12 protein-coding genes are annotated in these 14589 nt (G+C 56.0%); 3 read left to right on the top strand and 9 right to left on the bottom strand.

What is annotated here, in order from left to right; all coding sequences use genetic code 11:
* Positions 1-41: 41 nt before the first annotated feature.
* Positions 42-584, bottom strand: coding sequence for a hypothetical protein (locus tag CHB83_RS12050; RefSeq protein WP_089332797.1), 543 nt, complete (start codon positions 582-584; stop codon positions 42-44).
* A gap of 67 nt (positions 585-651) precedes the next feature.
* Entirely contained in the window at positions 652-1353 is a 702-nt protein-coding gene (locus CHB83_RS12045) for a transglutaminase domain-containing protein (RefSeq protein WP_089332796.1), read from the bottom strand.
* Between the two features lie 329 nt (positions 1354-1682).
* Between CHB83_RS12045 and CHB83_RS12040 the strand changes: the two genes are divergently transcribed.
* Positions 1683-3593 carry an ABC-F family ATP-binding cassette domain-containing protein gene (locus CHB83_RS12040; protein WP_089332795.1) on the top strand — a complete coding sequence of 637 codons (1911 nt, stop codon included), beginning with the start codon at positions 1683-1685 and terminating at the stop codon, positions 3591-3593.
* Between the two features lie 125 nt (positions 3594-3718).
* Here CHB83_RS12040 and CHB83_RS12035 read toward each other — a convergent pair whose 3' ends face one another.
* The 7 genes from CHB83_RS12035 to CHB83_RS12005 form a co-directional block, all read right to left on the bottom strand.
* Positions 3719-4690: a hypothetical protein gene (locus CHB83_RS12035; RefSeq protein ID WP_089332794.1), complete on the bottom strand. Its 972-nt coding sequence runs from the start codon at positions 4688-4690 to the stop codon at positions 3719-3721.
* 70 nt (positions 4691-4760) lie between these two features.
* A complete protein-coding gene (locus tag CHB83_RS12030; protein WP_045688269.1) occupies positions 4761-5471 on the bottom strand; it encodes a metallophosphoesterase in 711 nt (236 codons plus the stop codon).
* On the bottom strand, positions 5449-5982 hold the full coding sequence (locus tag CHB83_RS12025; protein WP_089332793.1) for a hypothetical protein: 534 nt from the start codon (positions 5980-5982) through the stop codon (positions 5449-5451). Before CHB83_RS12025 ends, CHB83_RS12030 begins: the two co-directional genes overlap by 23 nt.
* A complete protein-coding gene (locus CHB83_RS12020; protein ID WP_245855336.1) occupies positions 5982-6425 on the bottom strand; it encodes a hypothetical protein in 444 nt (147 codons plus the stop codon). The genes CHB83_RS12025 and CHB83_RS12020 overlap by 1 nt, the downstream gene beginning before the upstream one ends.
* 622 nt (positions 6426-7047) lie before the next feature.
* Positions 7048-8871 (bottom strand): cytochrome c peroxidase, encoded by a 1824-nt coding sequence (locus tag CHB83_RS12015; protein WP_089332792.1) that lies wholly within the window; start codon positions 8869-8871, stop codon positions 7048-7050.
* A complete protein-coding gene (locus CHB83_RS12010) occupies positions 8871-9788 on the bottom strand; it encodes a leucine-rich repeat domain-containing protein (protein WP_143437124.1) in 918 nt (305 codons plus the stop codon). Before CHB83_RS12010 ends, CHB83_RS12015 begins: the two co-directional genes overlap by 1 nt.
* Complete coding sequence (locus CHB83_RS12005) at positions 9785-11464, bottom strand: alkaline phosphatase PhoX (protein WP_089332790.1); 1680 nt, start codon at positions 11462-11464, stop codon at positions 9785-9787. Before CHB83_RS12005 ends, CHB83_RS12010 begins: the two co-directional genes overlap by 4 nt.
* Positions 11465-11658: 194 nt before the next feature.
* On the opposite strand from CHB83_RS12005, the gene CHB83_RS12000 reads away from it, so the two are divergent.
* Together CHB83_RS12000 and CHB83_RS11995 are read left to right on the top strand one after the other, a co-directional pair.
* Positions 11659-13008, top strand: a complete 1350-nt coding sequence (locus tag CHB83_RS12000; RefSeq protein ID WP_055562257.1) for a type IX secretion system plug protein — start codon at positions 11659-11661, stop codon at positions 13006-13008.
* Positions 13009-13303: 295 nt separating this feature from the next.
* Positions 13304-14584, top strand: coding sequence for a cation:proton antiporter (locus tag CHB83_RS11995; protein ID WP_045687721.1), 1281 nt, complete (start codon positions 13304-13306; stop codon positions 14582-14584).
* Positions 14585-14589: the final 5 nt, after the last annotated feature.

Raw genomic sequence — 14589 nt, 5'->3', positions numbered from 1 at the left:
CTAGGTGGTACGGCCCGCAGTGGGTTGAAAAGGGGGCAAGCTTACGGGATAAACTGCTCCGTGAGGTTGGTTACGATTCCCCGCTTGGTTTCCACAATGAATGGGGCGTAGCGCAGAAGAGCCGTATCGAGGGCCATTACTTCGGCGGGAGTAGCGGTGTAGCGGCGGAGTGCCGCCGACTTATCCCACAGCATAAAGGCGGCCTCCGGGCTCAGCTGCAAGATGCGTTGCTTGGTGTCGTCGTTGATGATGTAGTAGTCATTGAAGACAGAGTACACCGTGTCGCCGTTTTGCACGTCCGCGGCTGCGTCGCCCCGGCGGCGGGCGGCAGCTATGGCGGCATTGCCAGTTAGGTACTGAATGTAATCCACCGTTACAAAGTAGTCGCCTTGTTCTTGGTAGAAGCGCTTAATGTAGGCATGGCTCCGGGCCGTTTTGCCTACTTTTTCGGTTTTCGAAACCTCCCGGTTCAGGTTCGATGGAACGGTGTCGCGGGCTTCCGCCACGGCGGTTTCTTGCTCGGAACGGCAACCGGCGGCAAGGCTTAGGAGAAGAGCGAAGGGTAGGAAAAGACGACGGTTCATGCGCAGATGTACGAGGGTAGGCCCAAGCGGTTAGTACTGCCTAGTAGGGAGGGCCCGCGGAAGCAGCTCAGTTAAGATTCTTTTCTAGCAGGAGGGCTGTGCGCTGCGAGAAGGCCAAGTATGCTTCGTCTTGATACAGGACTTCTCGCTTGCGCTGCCAAAGCTGCCCCCGAAAAATACCCAGATTGATTGGGTTGGCAGCCAATTGCCAGCGACTATCGTTGGGCAGGTGCGTGGTAAGCAGAAAGTCGGGGTCCGCAAATAAGTAGCGCAGGTCTAGTTGCTGAACGAAGGTAGCTGTTCCGGCTACCGTGCCGCCACTACCCCACGTAGCGTCTACTAAGCGCCACCGGTTGTCAAGCAGTACGGCATTCCAGGCGTGGGAGCCGCTCTGATACGGGGTAGTGGTGTAGCCAATGATGGTGCGGCACTGCAAGCCCGCGTAGCTCGCCATGGTTGCATATAGCTGCGTGTAGCCCGAGCAAATAGTCTTACGTCGGCGCAAGGTCGTCTCAGCCGCCACGTGGGCATAGGTGCTGTACTCCTGCGAGCTAAGGTCGTAGGCAATGTGACTCGTTATCCAGTAGAAGATAACCTCAGCCCGCTCCTGCTTAGTACGCGCGGCTTCCACGAGGTAGGTAACCAAGCTAGGAACGTTTCGGGTTTCGGGAGCTTCCAGCGCGTGCCGGTACAGCCGGATGTTCAGCGTATCTGTGGCTGAAGCGCCCAGCGGCAGGAACAGTGCTACCCAGAGAATAAAGTGTTTCATGCAACTCTTTGCGCCAACGAACTAAACCTGTATATCTTGTTATATAACAAGTATTTACCATCAGCAGATACGTAAGGGATGAGTACGCAGATGGTGCTTGGCAGCCCAGTGCTAGGGCGCCGGTACTATCAGGAGAGGTAAGGGGCCTTGGTTGGTACTGCCCCTCTCTATGCCCGACATGTAAACGCTCGTACAAGTTTCAACAGCACAGTACGGCAGCTCTAGTATCAGGAGGGGGTGCCCAACGGGTATCTTGTATTCTTTAGGGCAGCGTACATAAAGCTCCTCTACTTAAACCTCGTACCTTTGCAGCTTCATAGCAAAGTAGGATGATTTCCATTACCGACCTCGACTTTCATTTCGGCTCGCGTACGCTCTACGACAAAGCCAGCCTCCATATCAAGCCCAAGGATAAGATTGGCCTCATTGGGCTGAACGGCCGGGGCAAATCCACGCTGCTGCGTATTCTGGTGGGCGAATACAAGCCCGATGGGGGGAGTATCTCCATGAGTAAGGAGGTAAGCCTGGGTTTTCTAAACCAGGATTTGCTCAGCTACGACTCCCACGAATCAATTCTGATCGTGGCCATGCAGGCCTTTGCTGAGGCACTGGATGTGCAGAAAAAAATCGACGAGGTGCTGTTGGAGTTTGAAACCAACTATACCGACGACTTGGTAGAGAAGCTGGCCAATCTGCAGGAGCGCTTCGAGGCGCTGGGCGGCTATACCATGCAGGCCCGCGCCGAAGAAATCCTGGAAGGTCTGGGCTTCACCACGGAGGAATTGCAACGGCCGCTGAAACTGTTCTCGGGTGGCTGGCGCATGCGCGTGATGTTGGCTAAAATCCTGCTGCAACAGCCTTCCTTGCTGCTCCTCGACGAACCCACCAACCACTTGGACTTGCCGTCTATCAAGTGGATAGAAAACTACCTGGCCGGGTACGAAGGAGCCGTTATTATTGTGAGCCACGACCGGGAGTTCCTGGACCGTACCACCAACACCACCGTGGAGGTGACGGGCGGCAAGCTGGTGCCGTATGCGGGCAACTATTCGTTCTACCTCGAAGAGAAGGAAGAGCGCAACGCCATCCAGAAAGGCGCTTTCGAAAACCAGCAAGCTCAAATTCGGCAAGCCGAGCGGTTTATTGAGCGATTCAAGGCCAAGGCCAGCAAAGCCAAGCAGGCCCAGAGCCGTGTGAAGGCGCTGGATAAGCTGGAGCGCATCGAGGATGTGGCCGCCGACGATGCCCGCGTGAACATCAAATTCAACTTCACCGTGACTCCCGGCCGCCACATTCTGCGCATGGAGCACGTGGGCAAGAAATACGGCGAAAAGCTCATCTTCCGAGACACCCACGTGCACATCGAGCGGGGCGACAAAATTGCCCTGATTGGGGCCAACGGTAAGGGCAAGTCCACGCTGATGCGCTTGGTGGCGGGCCAGGAGGCGCCCACCAACGGCAACCACCAGTTGGGTCACAACGTCATCATGTCGTTCTACGCGCAGCACCAGCTAGAAAGCCTGCGCATTGAGAACGAGATTCTGCAGGAGATGATTGAGGCCGGCTCGAAGCGCACCGAAATGGAATTGCGCTCAGTGCTGGGTTCCTTCCTGTTCACCGGCGACGAGGTGTACAAGAAAATCAAGGTGCTCAGCGGGGGCGAGAAAAGCCGCGTGGCCCTGGCCAAAACCCTGATTTCGGAAGCTAACTTCCTGCTGCTTGACGAACCGACTAACCACTTGGATATGCAGTCGGTGAACATCCTGATTCAGGCCCTAGATCAGTATGAAGGTACCTACATCGTCATCAGCCACGACCGGTTCTTTGTGGAGAACGTGGCCAACAAGATCTGGTACATCGAAGACTACCAACTGAAGGAATACCCCGGCACCTACGCCGAGTACGAGCAGTGGCAGGAAGACCGGGAAAAGGCAGCCAAGAAAGCGGGCCTGCCTTCGCCGTCTGCACCTAAGCCGCTGCCCAAGGAGGAGAAAAAAGTGGAAGCTTCGCCCGCCAAAACTCCTTCACCCGATCAGAAAAAGGCGTTGAAGGAGCTGGCAGAGGTAGAGGCCAAGATTGATGAGCGTGAAAAGGAGTTGGCCGTTTATGAAAAGCAACTCGCCGACCCCCAGATTTACCAAAACACCGCTCAGCTAAAAGACGCGACCGTAAAATTTGAGCAGGTGAAGAAAGAACTGGCTCAACTTAACGACCGTTGGGAAATGTTGGCCGAGATGTAGCCAGCAGTTTCGCATAGTAAAACGCCCCGCCGAAAGCTACGTGCTTTCGGCGGGGCGTTTTATTTTCAAGGTTTTCGGGCTTTGCGCTCGGGCGCCTTTCTCGCAACTCTTCTGCTTTACCCTACCTACAGGGTAGTCGGTGCTTGTTCCGCAATCAGATTAAGCTCGCCCTCCAAGATGTCAGTCATTAAGTAGTGCGCCCAGATACCAGCGTACCAGTTGAAAGGGGTGTTAATGTAAAACCGGCTTGAGAGTGCCAGCCGGGTGCGGCCCCCAGGTAGAGGGCGCAAGTCATACACATCTTCCAGAATGTCGAGGTGCTTGCCTCCAATCAAGATGTGCTCATCCATGACAGCCGCAGGAGTGGCGTTGGGATTGGCATCGACGCGTAGCACGAGCAGGCGCTCCGGCTGGTACTGGGTTACGGTTTCCTTGAAGTACAGGCCTTTTTCGTAATAAGCCATTCGGGTGCCGCCAACAAGCAGCGTGTCCAGGGTAGTGCTCACGTGTTTGGGAAAGCCGAGCAGCGTCGAAAAAGACGTTTTGTTTGTGTGCTGGCCTAGATGCTTGTTGCTAATTAGCTTCTTCCAAATGTCCGCAGCTGGCGCGTTGATGATTACGGCCCTTTCAATGACCATTTGCTTGGGTGCTAACGCTTTTTCTCCCTCAACGGCACCCAGTAGCAATGGCACAACAAACACCAAGGACACCTGCAGCGTGTTAGGCCGTTGCCAGTTGTTTGCGTTCAGGTCTTTGGGTTTAGGCTTGCGCAGCCAGTAGGCCAATACGCCCCCAGCGCCGGCGGCTACCGCGAAAATTGGGAAAGCCATCAGCCAGCAGATAGTACCCTCCATATTCAGCAGTATAGTAACTACCAGCAGTACTGAACTGGTAAGCCAGGGCGTAAAGAAGGCCGCGGTGCCAGAAGTTATTTTTCTGGCTGGCATCAGTATAACCGTTAGAAATCCGATGAGCGAGGGCACCAAAAACAGGAAGGTGACACTCATAATTTCCAGCAAGCCATTCGCGGAGCCAAACAATAACCGAATTAGCAATCCGTACACGGCGGCCAGGGTAACGGCAAGTAAGAATTTCATAGGGCTTGTAAATAGGAGTAGGAGGCTTTAATTACTTGTACCTGATAGCTGTTGGACTGAATGTTTGAATTCAGGCTAAGCGCTTGACGGTCACGAAAACAACGTCCTTCTTGCAATTGTACCGTATTGGTAGCGTGTCGCCTAAGCCTTTGCTGATGAGGTAGAGGCTACGGCCGACCGTGGTTTTTAAAATATTCCACCGGTAGAATACTCTGCCAGGAAAAAGGCCCTTGGTGGATTGCCAAAACACAAACTGGCTACCGTGTAAATGGCCGGCGAATACCAACTCGGGAGGGCAACCTAGCGTGGTTATGTCAAGGGGCTTGTGCAGGCATAGAATGCTAAAACCCAAACCCTCAACCCGCTCGGTAGTGGGGGCAGGGGAAATCCGGACCTGGTGACCATCGAGCGTAATGTCAGCCGCCGTATCCGTCAGCCATACCAGGTTGTTGCGTTCGGCCAACTGTCTCAGCCGCTCTACGCCAAAGAAAACGTCATGATTTCCTGCCACTGCAAATACCAACTCCCGGTTCGCCAGGAACTCCATGAGCCGGGCGAAGTGCGGGAGGCCTTTGGCGCAATCCACATAGTCGCCGCCGAGCAACAGTATTCGAGGATTCAACCGGGTAATGGTTTGTTCGAGTTTGCTGATGGTGGGGCCGCTCCAACGAGTCAGGTGCAGATCGGAGAGGTAGAGGACAGTGAAGTTGGGTCCAGTGGCGGTCAGGTAGGTTTCTTCCCGCACCTCAAAGTCATGGTTATACCCTATCTCTAACTTCATACCTATACCAGAGTACAATTGATAAACAGCCGATATGCCATTTGCGCCACGGATTTCGAGGGTTCAGCAGCCCCGACAGCATGTACATGGCTATGATGAACACCCAAAGCAGGGCTTTAATGAAGCCAGTTAGGTAGGTCTGTTTGATGCTTGTTAGGATGGGGTTCTCGACCCGGTCAAGCAGCAAGGGAAACAAAAACAGGAAATGCACTTCGAATACATAAAAAACCAGTACCGCCAGCGGCATCAGCAACAAGTGCAGCTTTCCGAAGGCGAAGCAAGAAGTTAGGAAAGCCAGCAAGCTAGTGCCGTACTTCAAATAGCCGTAATACCTGAAATTGATAGAAGGATCAAATACCGCTACAGCTCCCAATTCGTCGTCTTCGTGCAGCTTCTCGAACATCCAGCGGGCACCCACGGCAAACATATTGCTGGAAAAAACCTGCTGTACTTGCGCTGGCCGCTTATCGAACTGCCTTTTACTCTCGCTTAGCAAGCGCCCGACCGTCATCAACAGAAGATAAAATGAAACCAGGCCAACCAGGCAACTCCGTTGCCAAACACCAGCATCCGATGATAGGCGGTTTCCAGCGGCCCGCAACGTTTGATGTGAAAAACGAACTCATCGTAGCTGATAGCCACTACGGTGTATATCAACACCAGTAAGATGGGGATTAGCCAGGTGGCGGGGTTGGACTGCATCATGGCCAGCCACATCAGCACAAACATTGGCACGCCGCCCAGGCCCAGCGCCGCCGCTTCGGCGTCCCGCTCTTTTTTAGGAATTTTTAAGTTGAGCGGGTTGCGGTGGTAGCGCCAGTCTAGTACGCCACCGGCCGTAGCAATGGCCCCTGCAACACCCATAACCAAGAATTGCCAGGGTAAGTAAGGCAGCTCACGAGTAAGCCTCAACTTGTCGTTGCCTTGAAACACCACCAATAGAAGGCCAAACAAGACAGGCGGGACAAAGAGTAAGATCAAGGAAATATAAGACCGATACGATTTGAGCGAGAGCATTTTATAAAAGAATTACGCGGGTTAGGAAGTGTTACGGCCAATAGTGTGAAGGCACGGGTAGGGGCGCCTGCTTTTCCATTTTCGGATTTCTTGGATAGAGGAAGGAAGTAGTTCTTTTTGTAAAAGAACTTTGTGTTTCAAAGTAAATGTAATTTTCAGCAACTGCCAAGCGAGTAGTTGAAAACCGGTACTGGCTGGCGCAGCTTGTATTCTACTGGTCCACAGTGGCTGCGGAAGGCCAGACTTCGCCTGCTGAGTCTTTATCCCAGGCCTTGTTGGCGCCTGCCCAATACGGGCCGTCATTCCGAGCGCAGTCGGGGAATACTGGCCTTGTGCTTATAGCCTATTATAAATCGTTTTCTGTCACCGCAGCCTAGTAAGGGCAGTTTTGTAGCTTCAGAAGTTACAAGAAACACGCGCCCCGTAACAGTGCCAGAATTCTAGTACTGCTACGGGGCGCGTTACTACCACACGGCTCCTGTACTGAGTTAGAATAACTCGAATAACCGCTGCAAGGTGAAGTGCTGAAAGTAGCTAGCAAAAGCTTTTTGCGTCAAAGTCAATACGCCACTTCCCGCGTGTCGTTCAGGGCCTTAATGAAGGCAACGATGGCCTGCTGTTCGGTAGTGCTCAGGTTTAGGCGGTCTTCGGCTAAGGTTTGGTTAGGTACTTCTAAGCCCAGGCCTGCACCACCGCCTTTGTTGTAGAAGTCGAGCACCTGCTCCAGGGTCTGGTACACGCCGTTGTGCATGTAGGGCGCGGTGCGGGCAGCATTACGGACGGTGGGCGTCTTGAAGGCGTGCCGCTGGTGGGCCACGCCATAAAGCAAAAACTTGCCAGGGTCGGCATCCAGCCTTGGGTGCAGGGTATCGGTGGTGGCCGGCACGCCGAGCACTTCACTTTCTGTTTTGTCGTAGAGGGGTGGTACGGTGCCGTTGAACAGGGGCAGGTAGTGGCAGGTGCCGCACTGCGCTTTCCCCATAAAGACGTTGAAACCCAAAATTTCCTGGTTGTTCAGCACCGCCGTGTCGCCGCGCAGAAACTGGTCGAAGCGGCTGTTGAGGCCGACTAGGGACCGGACGTAGGCAGCCACGGCGCGCCGGATGTTGCGCTCGGTAATGGGTTGCTTCTCCTTGTCGAATGCCTTGGCAAACTGCTTAGCATATGTTGCCTTCTTGCGGAGTAGAGCAGGTGCTTGACTGAGCTGACCCCCCATTTCAGCCTTGTTGGTTACCACGGCGTGCACTTGGTCTTCCAGAAAATGCACCCGGCTGTCGTAGAACTGGTCGGGTTGGAGGGCCGCGTTGAGGAGGGTAGGCGTATTGCGTTCTAGGCCAGCATCGGCCAGGAGAGAACTGTTCACGCGCAGCCCATCGGTATAGGCGCGGCTGGGCTCGTGGCAGCTGGCGCAAGAACGCCCCGCTTTGCCAGATAGCACAGGCTCCTTGAATAAAGCCTGGCCCAAGGCTAGCACTGCGGGAGTAGGTGCCGCCGCATCGGTAGGGGCGAAGAAGGAAGAGTTGAAGGCATCAGCTACGAAAAAGCTCGCCGCATCTGGCCGCACGGCGCGTCGGTCCCGCACGAAAGGTATGCGTAGCTGTAATTGCGCCTGGTGCAGCGCGGCCAGCGCTGGGTTGAAGCAGCGCGTAAAAAACCGAGCTCGGTCAAAGGAGTTGAAGTCCTGCCTGGGGGCCGCTATGGTGGCTTCACAGCGGCGCAATTGCGAAGTCAGGGCTGCGGGCACCTCATACAAAGCCAGCACTTCCCGCGTGGCTTGCAGCGTAACGGCGGCTTCTGGCAAGGAGGCGTGCGCCGCTGGTGAGTCGAAGCCGGAAATGCCCTTGGCCGCTAGGCGGTACAGGTTCAGCCGTACGGCGTTGAATACCTCGGCGTCGGAAAAGCTTAAGTGGGGCGCCTGCTGCTCTAGCTGGCGCACTTGGAACAGCAGGTTGTCGAGCTCCTGATAAATAAGGTCACGGGTAGCGCGCTCGTCGGGGGCGGCGTACACGTATTCTTCCAGCACCTGAAATCCACTAGGCGGAATTACTTCGCCCGGCTCCCCTGGCTCGGTCTCGGGTAAGGCCGCCCCGTTGATGCGGCCCGCCGCGTGCGGGTAGTAGTACTCCACCGCAAATTCCAAGGCCTTATATTCCCGCCGGCAAGCCGCAAACTCGGTGCGGAGTACAATAGTGTCGGCCTGGTAGGCACGCTCCTGGAAGTGGGTGAGGGCATTGTGCAGTTGGTGCAAATGAGCATCGTAGTACACTTTCACCTGCTCGGCGGGCGTTTTGCGCAGGAGAGCAAACGAAAACAGCAGCACCGAAAAGCCTAGCAGCCATAAGCGGCCACTAGCTGCCGAGTAGCGAATCAAACGGGAGGGCATTAGAAGTAGAGTTTAGCGCCCGGTAGTGCCGTTTCGGCTTGGCGCCGGGCCGCCGGGGTAAAAGCGTTTTGCTTCACAATGACAGTTTTCAGCTTCTTGAGCTTGCGCAGGGAACGGGGCAGGGCCGTGAGCTGATTGTCGTTGAGGATGAGCATTTCCAAGGCCTGCAACTTACTCAGGCTTTTCGGCAGCGTTTTGAGCTGGTTGCCGGACAGGATAAGCACCTTAAGGTTCTGGCAACTACCAAGGCTGGCCGGCAGCTCCTCTAACTGATTGTTGGACAGATTCAGTTCTTCCAACTGGGTAAGGTCTGCAAAGTGTGCTGGCAGGCTTTGCAGCTTGTTGTCGTTCAGGTACACGTAGCGGAGGCTGCGCAAGCTGCCCAGGGAAGCGGGCAGAAACAGCAGCTGATTGTGCGAGACATCAAAGTACTCTAACCGCGCCAGTTGCCCTAGCTGCTCGGGCAGAGAGGTAAAGTTGTTGTAGGCGCCCATGAGGTAGCGTAAGCTGTCGAGCCCCCCAATGCTAGGCGGTAGCTCCGTAAGCATGTTCTGCTCTATTTGCAGCTGCCGCAGCCGATGTAGGTTGCCAATAGCTGGGGGCAAGTCCAGCAGGCTATTCTTGTTCACGAACAGCACCCGCAAGCTGTCCATCTGCGCGAGGTTGCTGGGCAAATGGCGCAGGTGGTTTTCGTGGGCAAACAACAGGCGCAACCGCTGCAACCGCTCTAGGCTCGGGGGCAGCAGTTCCAAGTTTTGGCCCCGCAGGTTCAGCTCCGTAACGCAGGCTGGTTGGGTGAGGGCCGTAGTCAGAGAGAAAGAGATTTTTGTGGCGCACTGCGCCAAACAAGTGTTGCCCTGCAAAGACTGCAGGGCAACAACGAGTACGGAGAGAAAGAATACTAAGCGGGGCCTCACTGCTTAATGAACGAACGAGTAGTGGTGGTGGTAGCCGTTTTGATAACCAAGTTGTAGTAGCCGTTGCGCAGCTTGCTCACGGGCAGCTTCAGCGTATTTTCTCCCTGGTTCAGAGTAGCCGACTGGTCTAGAACGCGGGCGCCCAAGGCGTTGTACACCGTTACGGTAGCCTCCTCGCGCTGGCGGTTCGAAAGTCGGATGGTCAGCTCTTCCGTGCTTACGGGGTTCGGATACACATCTGCCTTGTGTAGCTCGGGTTTGGCAGTAGCCAGGGCGGTAGCGGTGCCTAAGGTGCCTTTGCGGCCAATAACTAAGGCTGTAGACTTGTTGAATACAACCGGCCGGCCCGCCGCATCAGTGGTAGCCAGCGTGTTCTTCTCATCTGGGCTCTGCATAGAGACGAAGATGAACCGCTCGTCGGGCGAGAAGGTCATACCCGTTGGCTCACAGCCCGCGGGCGTCACGGCAAACAGCTCTACGGCGGGAGCAGCCTGGGTGTGGCAGGGCTTGATGAGCCAGATGTGGTTGCGGCCACCATCCTGCAACACGTACAGGTTGCCCTGAGAGTCAAACGTCAGGTTGTCGTTGCCGGTGCGCCAGAGTTCCGAGATAGAGCCCGAACCGTAGTTGATGGTATAGGCTTGGTTGGTTACCGTAGGAGAGTTGCCGGCAAATATTTCGAAGTTGCTGACAGTAGTACCTACGGCACCCGAATCGGTGAAGCGGTAGATAGTACCGGGGCCTTTAGCCGTGAAATAGACTTGGCCCGTCAGCGGACTGATTTCAATGTCTTCTACGCCGTTGAAGCTGGTAGCGCCCAGAGCTCTGGCCGCTACCGTGGTGTTGTTGCACTCCGTGGGGGTAGCGTTTGGTATCTGAATCCAGGTGCCAGTAGTAGCCGTGCCGATGGCCCCACTCAGTTGCAGAGCGTACAGCTTACCCTTGCCAAGCTGACCGGGGGTGTCGGTTACGTACTTGTACACGAAGCTGTTGGCGGAACCGTCATCGGCACCCTCGTAGACCGTGCGCAGATCAGGAGCCACCACAATGTTCTCGTGCTTCAGGCGGCCCATCATCCAGAGCTTATCGGGGGTGCCGTTGCCATCCTGGTCCTTTACTGCGCGGGTCGCGGGGTCGATTTCTATATTCCAGCCGGAGTCCATGTACCCGTCATTATTGGTATCGACGGGATTCGTTGGGCCCAGATTTTCCTCGCAGGTTACAATAGTGCTCCAGGGCGTAACAGTGCCCGAGCAGTTATTGATTGTACCGACTACAGGCCCAAAGTTTACCGGGTGCTTGGCCGATGTATTCCACAGCTTGGTGGCAGCGTTAAAGTTCAGGCTGAGCATACTCACGCCCGAGGTAGTGCCGGAGCCCTCGTGGTTGATAGAGAGGTAGCCGTTGGTGCTGCTTCCGCTAATGGGGGCATACCCCGTAAAGTCAAACGATTCCAGCATATTGCCCTCGGTCGCGTTGGTGTAGGCATCACCACCTTGGGCCAATACTTGGAAGGCATGGGTAGTCGGCAACCGTAGGTCTTGGGGCTGAGTGGAGGGCTCCACGGATGTAAACCGGCTGATGTGGTCGGCCGGTAGGGTAGGGCATGGAGCCTGCGCCAGTGCGCGCCCGCCGCTCAGTACAGCTGCTAAAAGTAGAGTAGAAGTAGGTTTCATAGGGGTTGGGTGAAGTGCGCCGCAAGTACGAAACCTAGTGTGTTGTCTGGTTTATGGCTAGATCAAGCCTGCATGAAGGCATTATGAATAGAAGGTTACTAGATGCCGGAATAGTGCTAGAATGGAGCCGTATCACACTATCTCGTGCCCTGAGTTTCGCTGGTATCTGGGGCCTAACGCCTACATTCGTTGCTATGCGCTACCGTTTTCTTTCTGCTACCCTAGCCCTGGCTGCCACCGCCTGCGTGCCGCTGGGTACGCCCATTACTGATCCAAACGCTGCCCGCAGGCCCGCTACTGTTGGGCAAGCTCCCGCCACCGAGTACTACGCCGACAAGACCCTGCGGTACGAGGACTACGTGTATAACCCCAACGTGCGCACCGTGCAGTGCTACGTGCCTACCGGGCAGGTTACTGAAATCTTCAACCCCCCCATTGTGCCGCTAGCCCAGGGCCAGCCCGTCCTGCTGGAGTTTGATGTGCTGGGTAGCCAGGGGGAGCGCCTCACGGCCAAACTGGTGCACTGCGACGTGAACTGGCAGCCCTCGGTGCTGACAGACATGCAGTTTCTAAACGAAATCAACGAGCAAACTATCACCGACTACCGGGCTTCCAATGCCACCAAGGTGCCCTACTACCATTACAGGCTACAGATGCCCCAGGTGAAACTCTCGGGCAACTACTTGTGGGTGGTTCAGGGCACGGGCGGTACGCCGCTGTTGTCGCGGCGGGTGCTGGTTTACGACCAAGGGGCCCTGGCCATCAGCATGAAGCAGGGCATTCCGGTAGCGGGGCAGGAGCGCTATACTCTACAGCAGATCGACTTTGGGATTCGCTATAACATGCAGCTCATCAATCCGGCCCAGGAAGTAAAGGTGGTGTTGCGCCAAAACTTCCGGTGGGACAATGCCAAGTATAACCTGCGCCCCACCTTCGTGCGCGATGCCGAACGCCAGCTCGACTACCAGTACTTCAACTTCGAAAACGCTTTCCCCGCCCTGAGCGAGTTTCGCTTCTTTGACTTGCGCACGTTCCGCTCGGTAGGAGTAGGCGTGGCGCGGGTAGATGCCAATGCCTCGCCCCGCACCGCCGATTTGCAACCCGAAGCCACCCGCAACGGCCAGTCATACTCCCAATATGAGGACATTAATGGACAGCGTGTAATTGAAAGCCGGGAGTACGGCAATGGTGCTACCAATGCTGACTACCTCAACGTAGCGTTTCACCTGCGCGCGCCGCAGGCTGCGCCAGGGCCCGTGTACGTGGTAGGCGCCCTGTCCGACTGGCAGCTGAAGGATGAGTACAAGCTAACCTACGACGCAGCCACCGGCGAGTACACCGGCGGGGCGCTGCTCAAGCAGGGTTACTACAACTACCTCTATGCCGTGCAAACTGCCCAGGGAGCCAATAGCGTGTACTGGGAGGGTAGCCACCAGGAAACCGAAAACCAGTATGACTTGCTCGTGTATTACCGCCCCCCGGGCACGCGTACCGACTTGCTTATCGGCTACCAGAGCATCGATGTCAATAGCCGGAATCCGTAAAGGCTTTCCTTGCTCGGCTTACTCAAAAGCCCCCGGACACCACTTTAAGTAACTGAAGTGGTGTCCGGGGGCTTTTGCATTACACGCCCGGCATAAAGTAGGTTGGCCGGGAAGCTTTGCATGAACCATCGAGAAGAGGCCAGTAGGATAGAATGGAGATACCGCCAGCGGCAGCATAGGGGCCAGGCGGGCGGGTAGGTCAGTTACTCTAAGCGTGAGCGTACGATAGGGTAGAGGTGTCCGGCAGAGAGAGGCTTGCGTAAGAAAAGGTCTTACTCCCCTCTGATCTGCTTGCATGTCGCACTATAATCTGATTCTGGTAATACTAGGCGTGGCTATTTTGGGCGTGGCCTGGTTGCCATCCTTGTTGAGAAAATTTCCTTTGTCTTACCCCATCTTGTTTGTTGGGCTAGGCATGCTGGTGTTTGGGCTGCCCCTAGGCCTGCCCAACCCCAATCCGGTGGAGCACTCCACCTTTACCATGCACCTCACCGAAATCTGCGCAACGGTGGCCCTCACGGGCACGGGCCTTAAGATTGACCGCAAGTTTTCGTTGTGGCGGTGGCGGGCTCCGTTGCAGCTGGTGCTAGTACTCATGGTTATTACCATTGCCATCTTCACGGTGGTAGCATGGCGCCTGGGCGGGCTGGTACCGGCTTCGGCCGTGCTGCTGGCCGCCACGCTGGCCCCTACCGACCCCGTACTAGCCGGCGACGTGCAAGTGGGAAAGCCGGGCGAAGGCGGCGAAGACAACGTACGCTTTTCCCTTACCGGGGAGGCGGGCCTGAACGACGGCCTGGCCTTCCCGTTTGTGCATTTGGCCTTGGTGCTGCTGCCCGTAGCTGCATTGCCGTTATCAGATCGGCTGCTGCACTGGGCCTGGATGGACGTGCTGTACCGCACGGGCATGGGCGTACTGGCTGGTTGGCTGGCGGGCAAGGTTCTTTCGTTTTTGATCTTCGATTTGCCGCACCGCGTCCAGATAAACCCCGATGCCTACGGCTTTGTAGCTCTGGCCGTCACGCTCACCGCCTACGGCCTCACGGAGTTGCTGCACGGGTACGGGTTCCTCGCCGTATTCGTGGCGGCCGTGACGTTGCGCACCCACGAGCGTAGTCATGAGTACCACACCGAAATGCACGAGTTTACCGACCAGTTGGAGCGCCTGCTTATTGTGGTGATTCTCATTCTGTTTGGCGGGGCCATTATCCGTGGCCTGCTGGCTCCTCTCACCTGGACCGGAGCCGCACTAGGCCTCTTTCTGCTGCTGTTGCTACGGCCGTTAGGTGGTATTCTGACCCTGGGCCGAAGCCGCGTGTCGTGGCCCGAGCGACTGGTAATTTCCTTTTTCGGTATCCGAGGCATCGGCTCGTTTTTCTACCTGGCATTTGCTATGCACGAAGCCCATTTTGCCGATGGCAAAGAGCTGTGGGCCATCACGGGCTTCACGGTGCTCACCTCCATTGTTCTGCACGGCGTGCTGGCTACCCCCGTGATGGACTGGCTCGACCGTCGGCACGGGCGCCTTACTGCGGTGGAGCTGGAAGAGCAGATGCGTCAGGAGGCAGAAAAGTAGACGCG

This window comes from Hymenobacter mucosus, assembly GCF_900188255.1.
GTDB lineage: Bacteria > Bacteroidota > Bacteroidia > Cytophagales > Hymenobacteraceae > Hymenobacter > Hymenobacter mucosus.
Note: the sequence above shows the minus strand (reverse complement) of the source record. Positions and strands in the feature narration are given on the sequence as shown.

What these genes read in the sequence shown, in the direction of transcription:
- CHB83_RS12030 (WP_045688269.1), bottom strand. Translation starts at nt 5,471, where the DNA reads ATGAAGTTAGAGATAGGGTATAACCATGACTTTGAGGTGCGGGAAGAA.
- CHB83_RS12000 (WP_055562257.1), top strand. Translation starts at nt 11,659, where the DNA reads ATGCGCTACCGTTTTCTTTCTGCTACCCTAGCCCTGGCTGCCACCGCC.
- CHB83_RS11995 (WP_045687721.1), top strand. Translation starts at nt 13,304, where the DNA reads ATGTCGCACTATAATCTGATTCTGGTAATACTAGGCGTGGCTATTTTG.
- CHB83_RS12025 (WP_089332793.1), bottom strand. Translation starts at nt 5,982, where the DNA reads ATGACGGTCGGGCGCTTGCTAAGCGAGAGTAAAAGGCAGTTCGATAAG.
- CHB83_RS12005 (WP_089332790.1), bottom strand. Translation starts at nt 11,464, where the DNA reads ATGAAACCTACTTCTACTCTACTTTTAGCAGCTGTACTGAGCGGCGGG.
- CHB83_RS12045 (WP_089332796.1), bottom strand. Translation starts at nt 1,353, where the DNA reads ATGAAACACTTTATTCTCTGGGTAGCACTGTTCCTGCCGCTGGGCGCT.
- CHB83_RS12035 (WP_089332794.1), bottom strand. Translation starts at nt 4,690, where the DNA reads ATGAAATTCTTACTTGCCGTTACCCTGGCCGCCGTGTACGGATTGCTA.
- CHB83_RS12040 (WP_089332795.1), top strand. Translation starts at nt 1,683, where the DNA reads ATGATTTCCATTACCGACCTCGACTTTCATTTCGGCTCGCGTACGCTC.
- CHB83_RS12050 (WP_089332797.1), bottom strand. Translation starts at nt 584, where the DNA reads ATGAACCGTCGTCTTTTCCTACCCTTCGCTCTTCTCCTAAGCCTTGCC.
- CHB83_RS12015 (WP_089332792.1), bottom strand. Translation starts at nt 8,871, where the DNA reads ATGCCCTCCCGTTTGATTCGCTACTCGGCAGCTAGTGGCCGCTTATGG.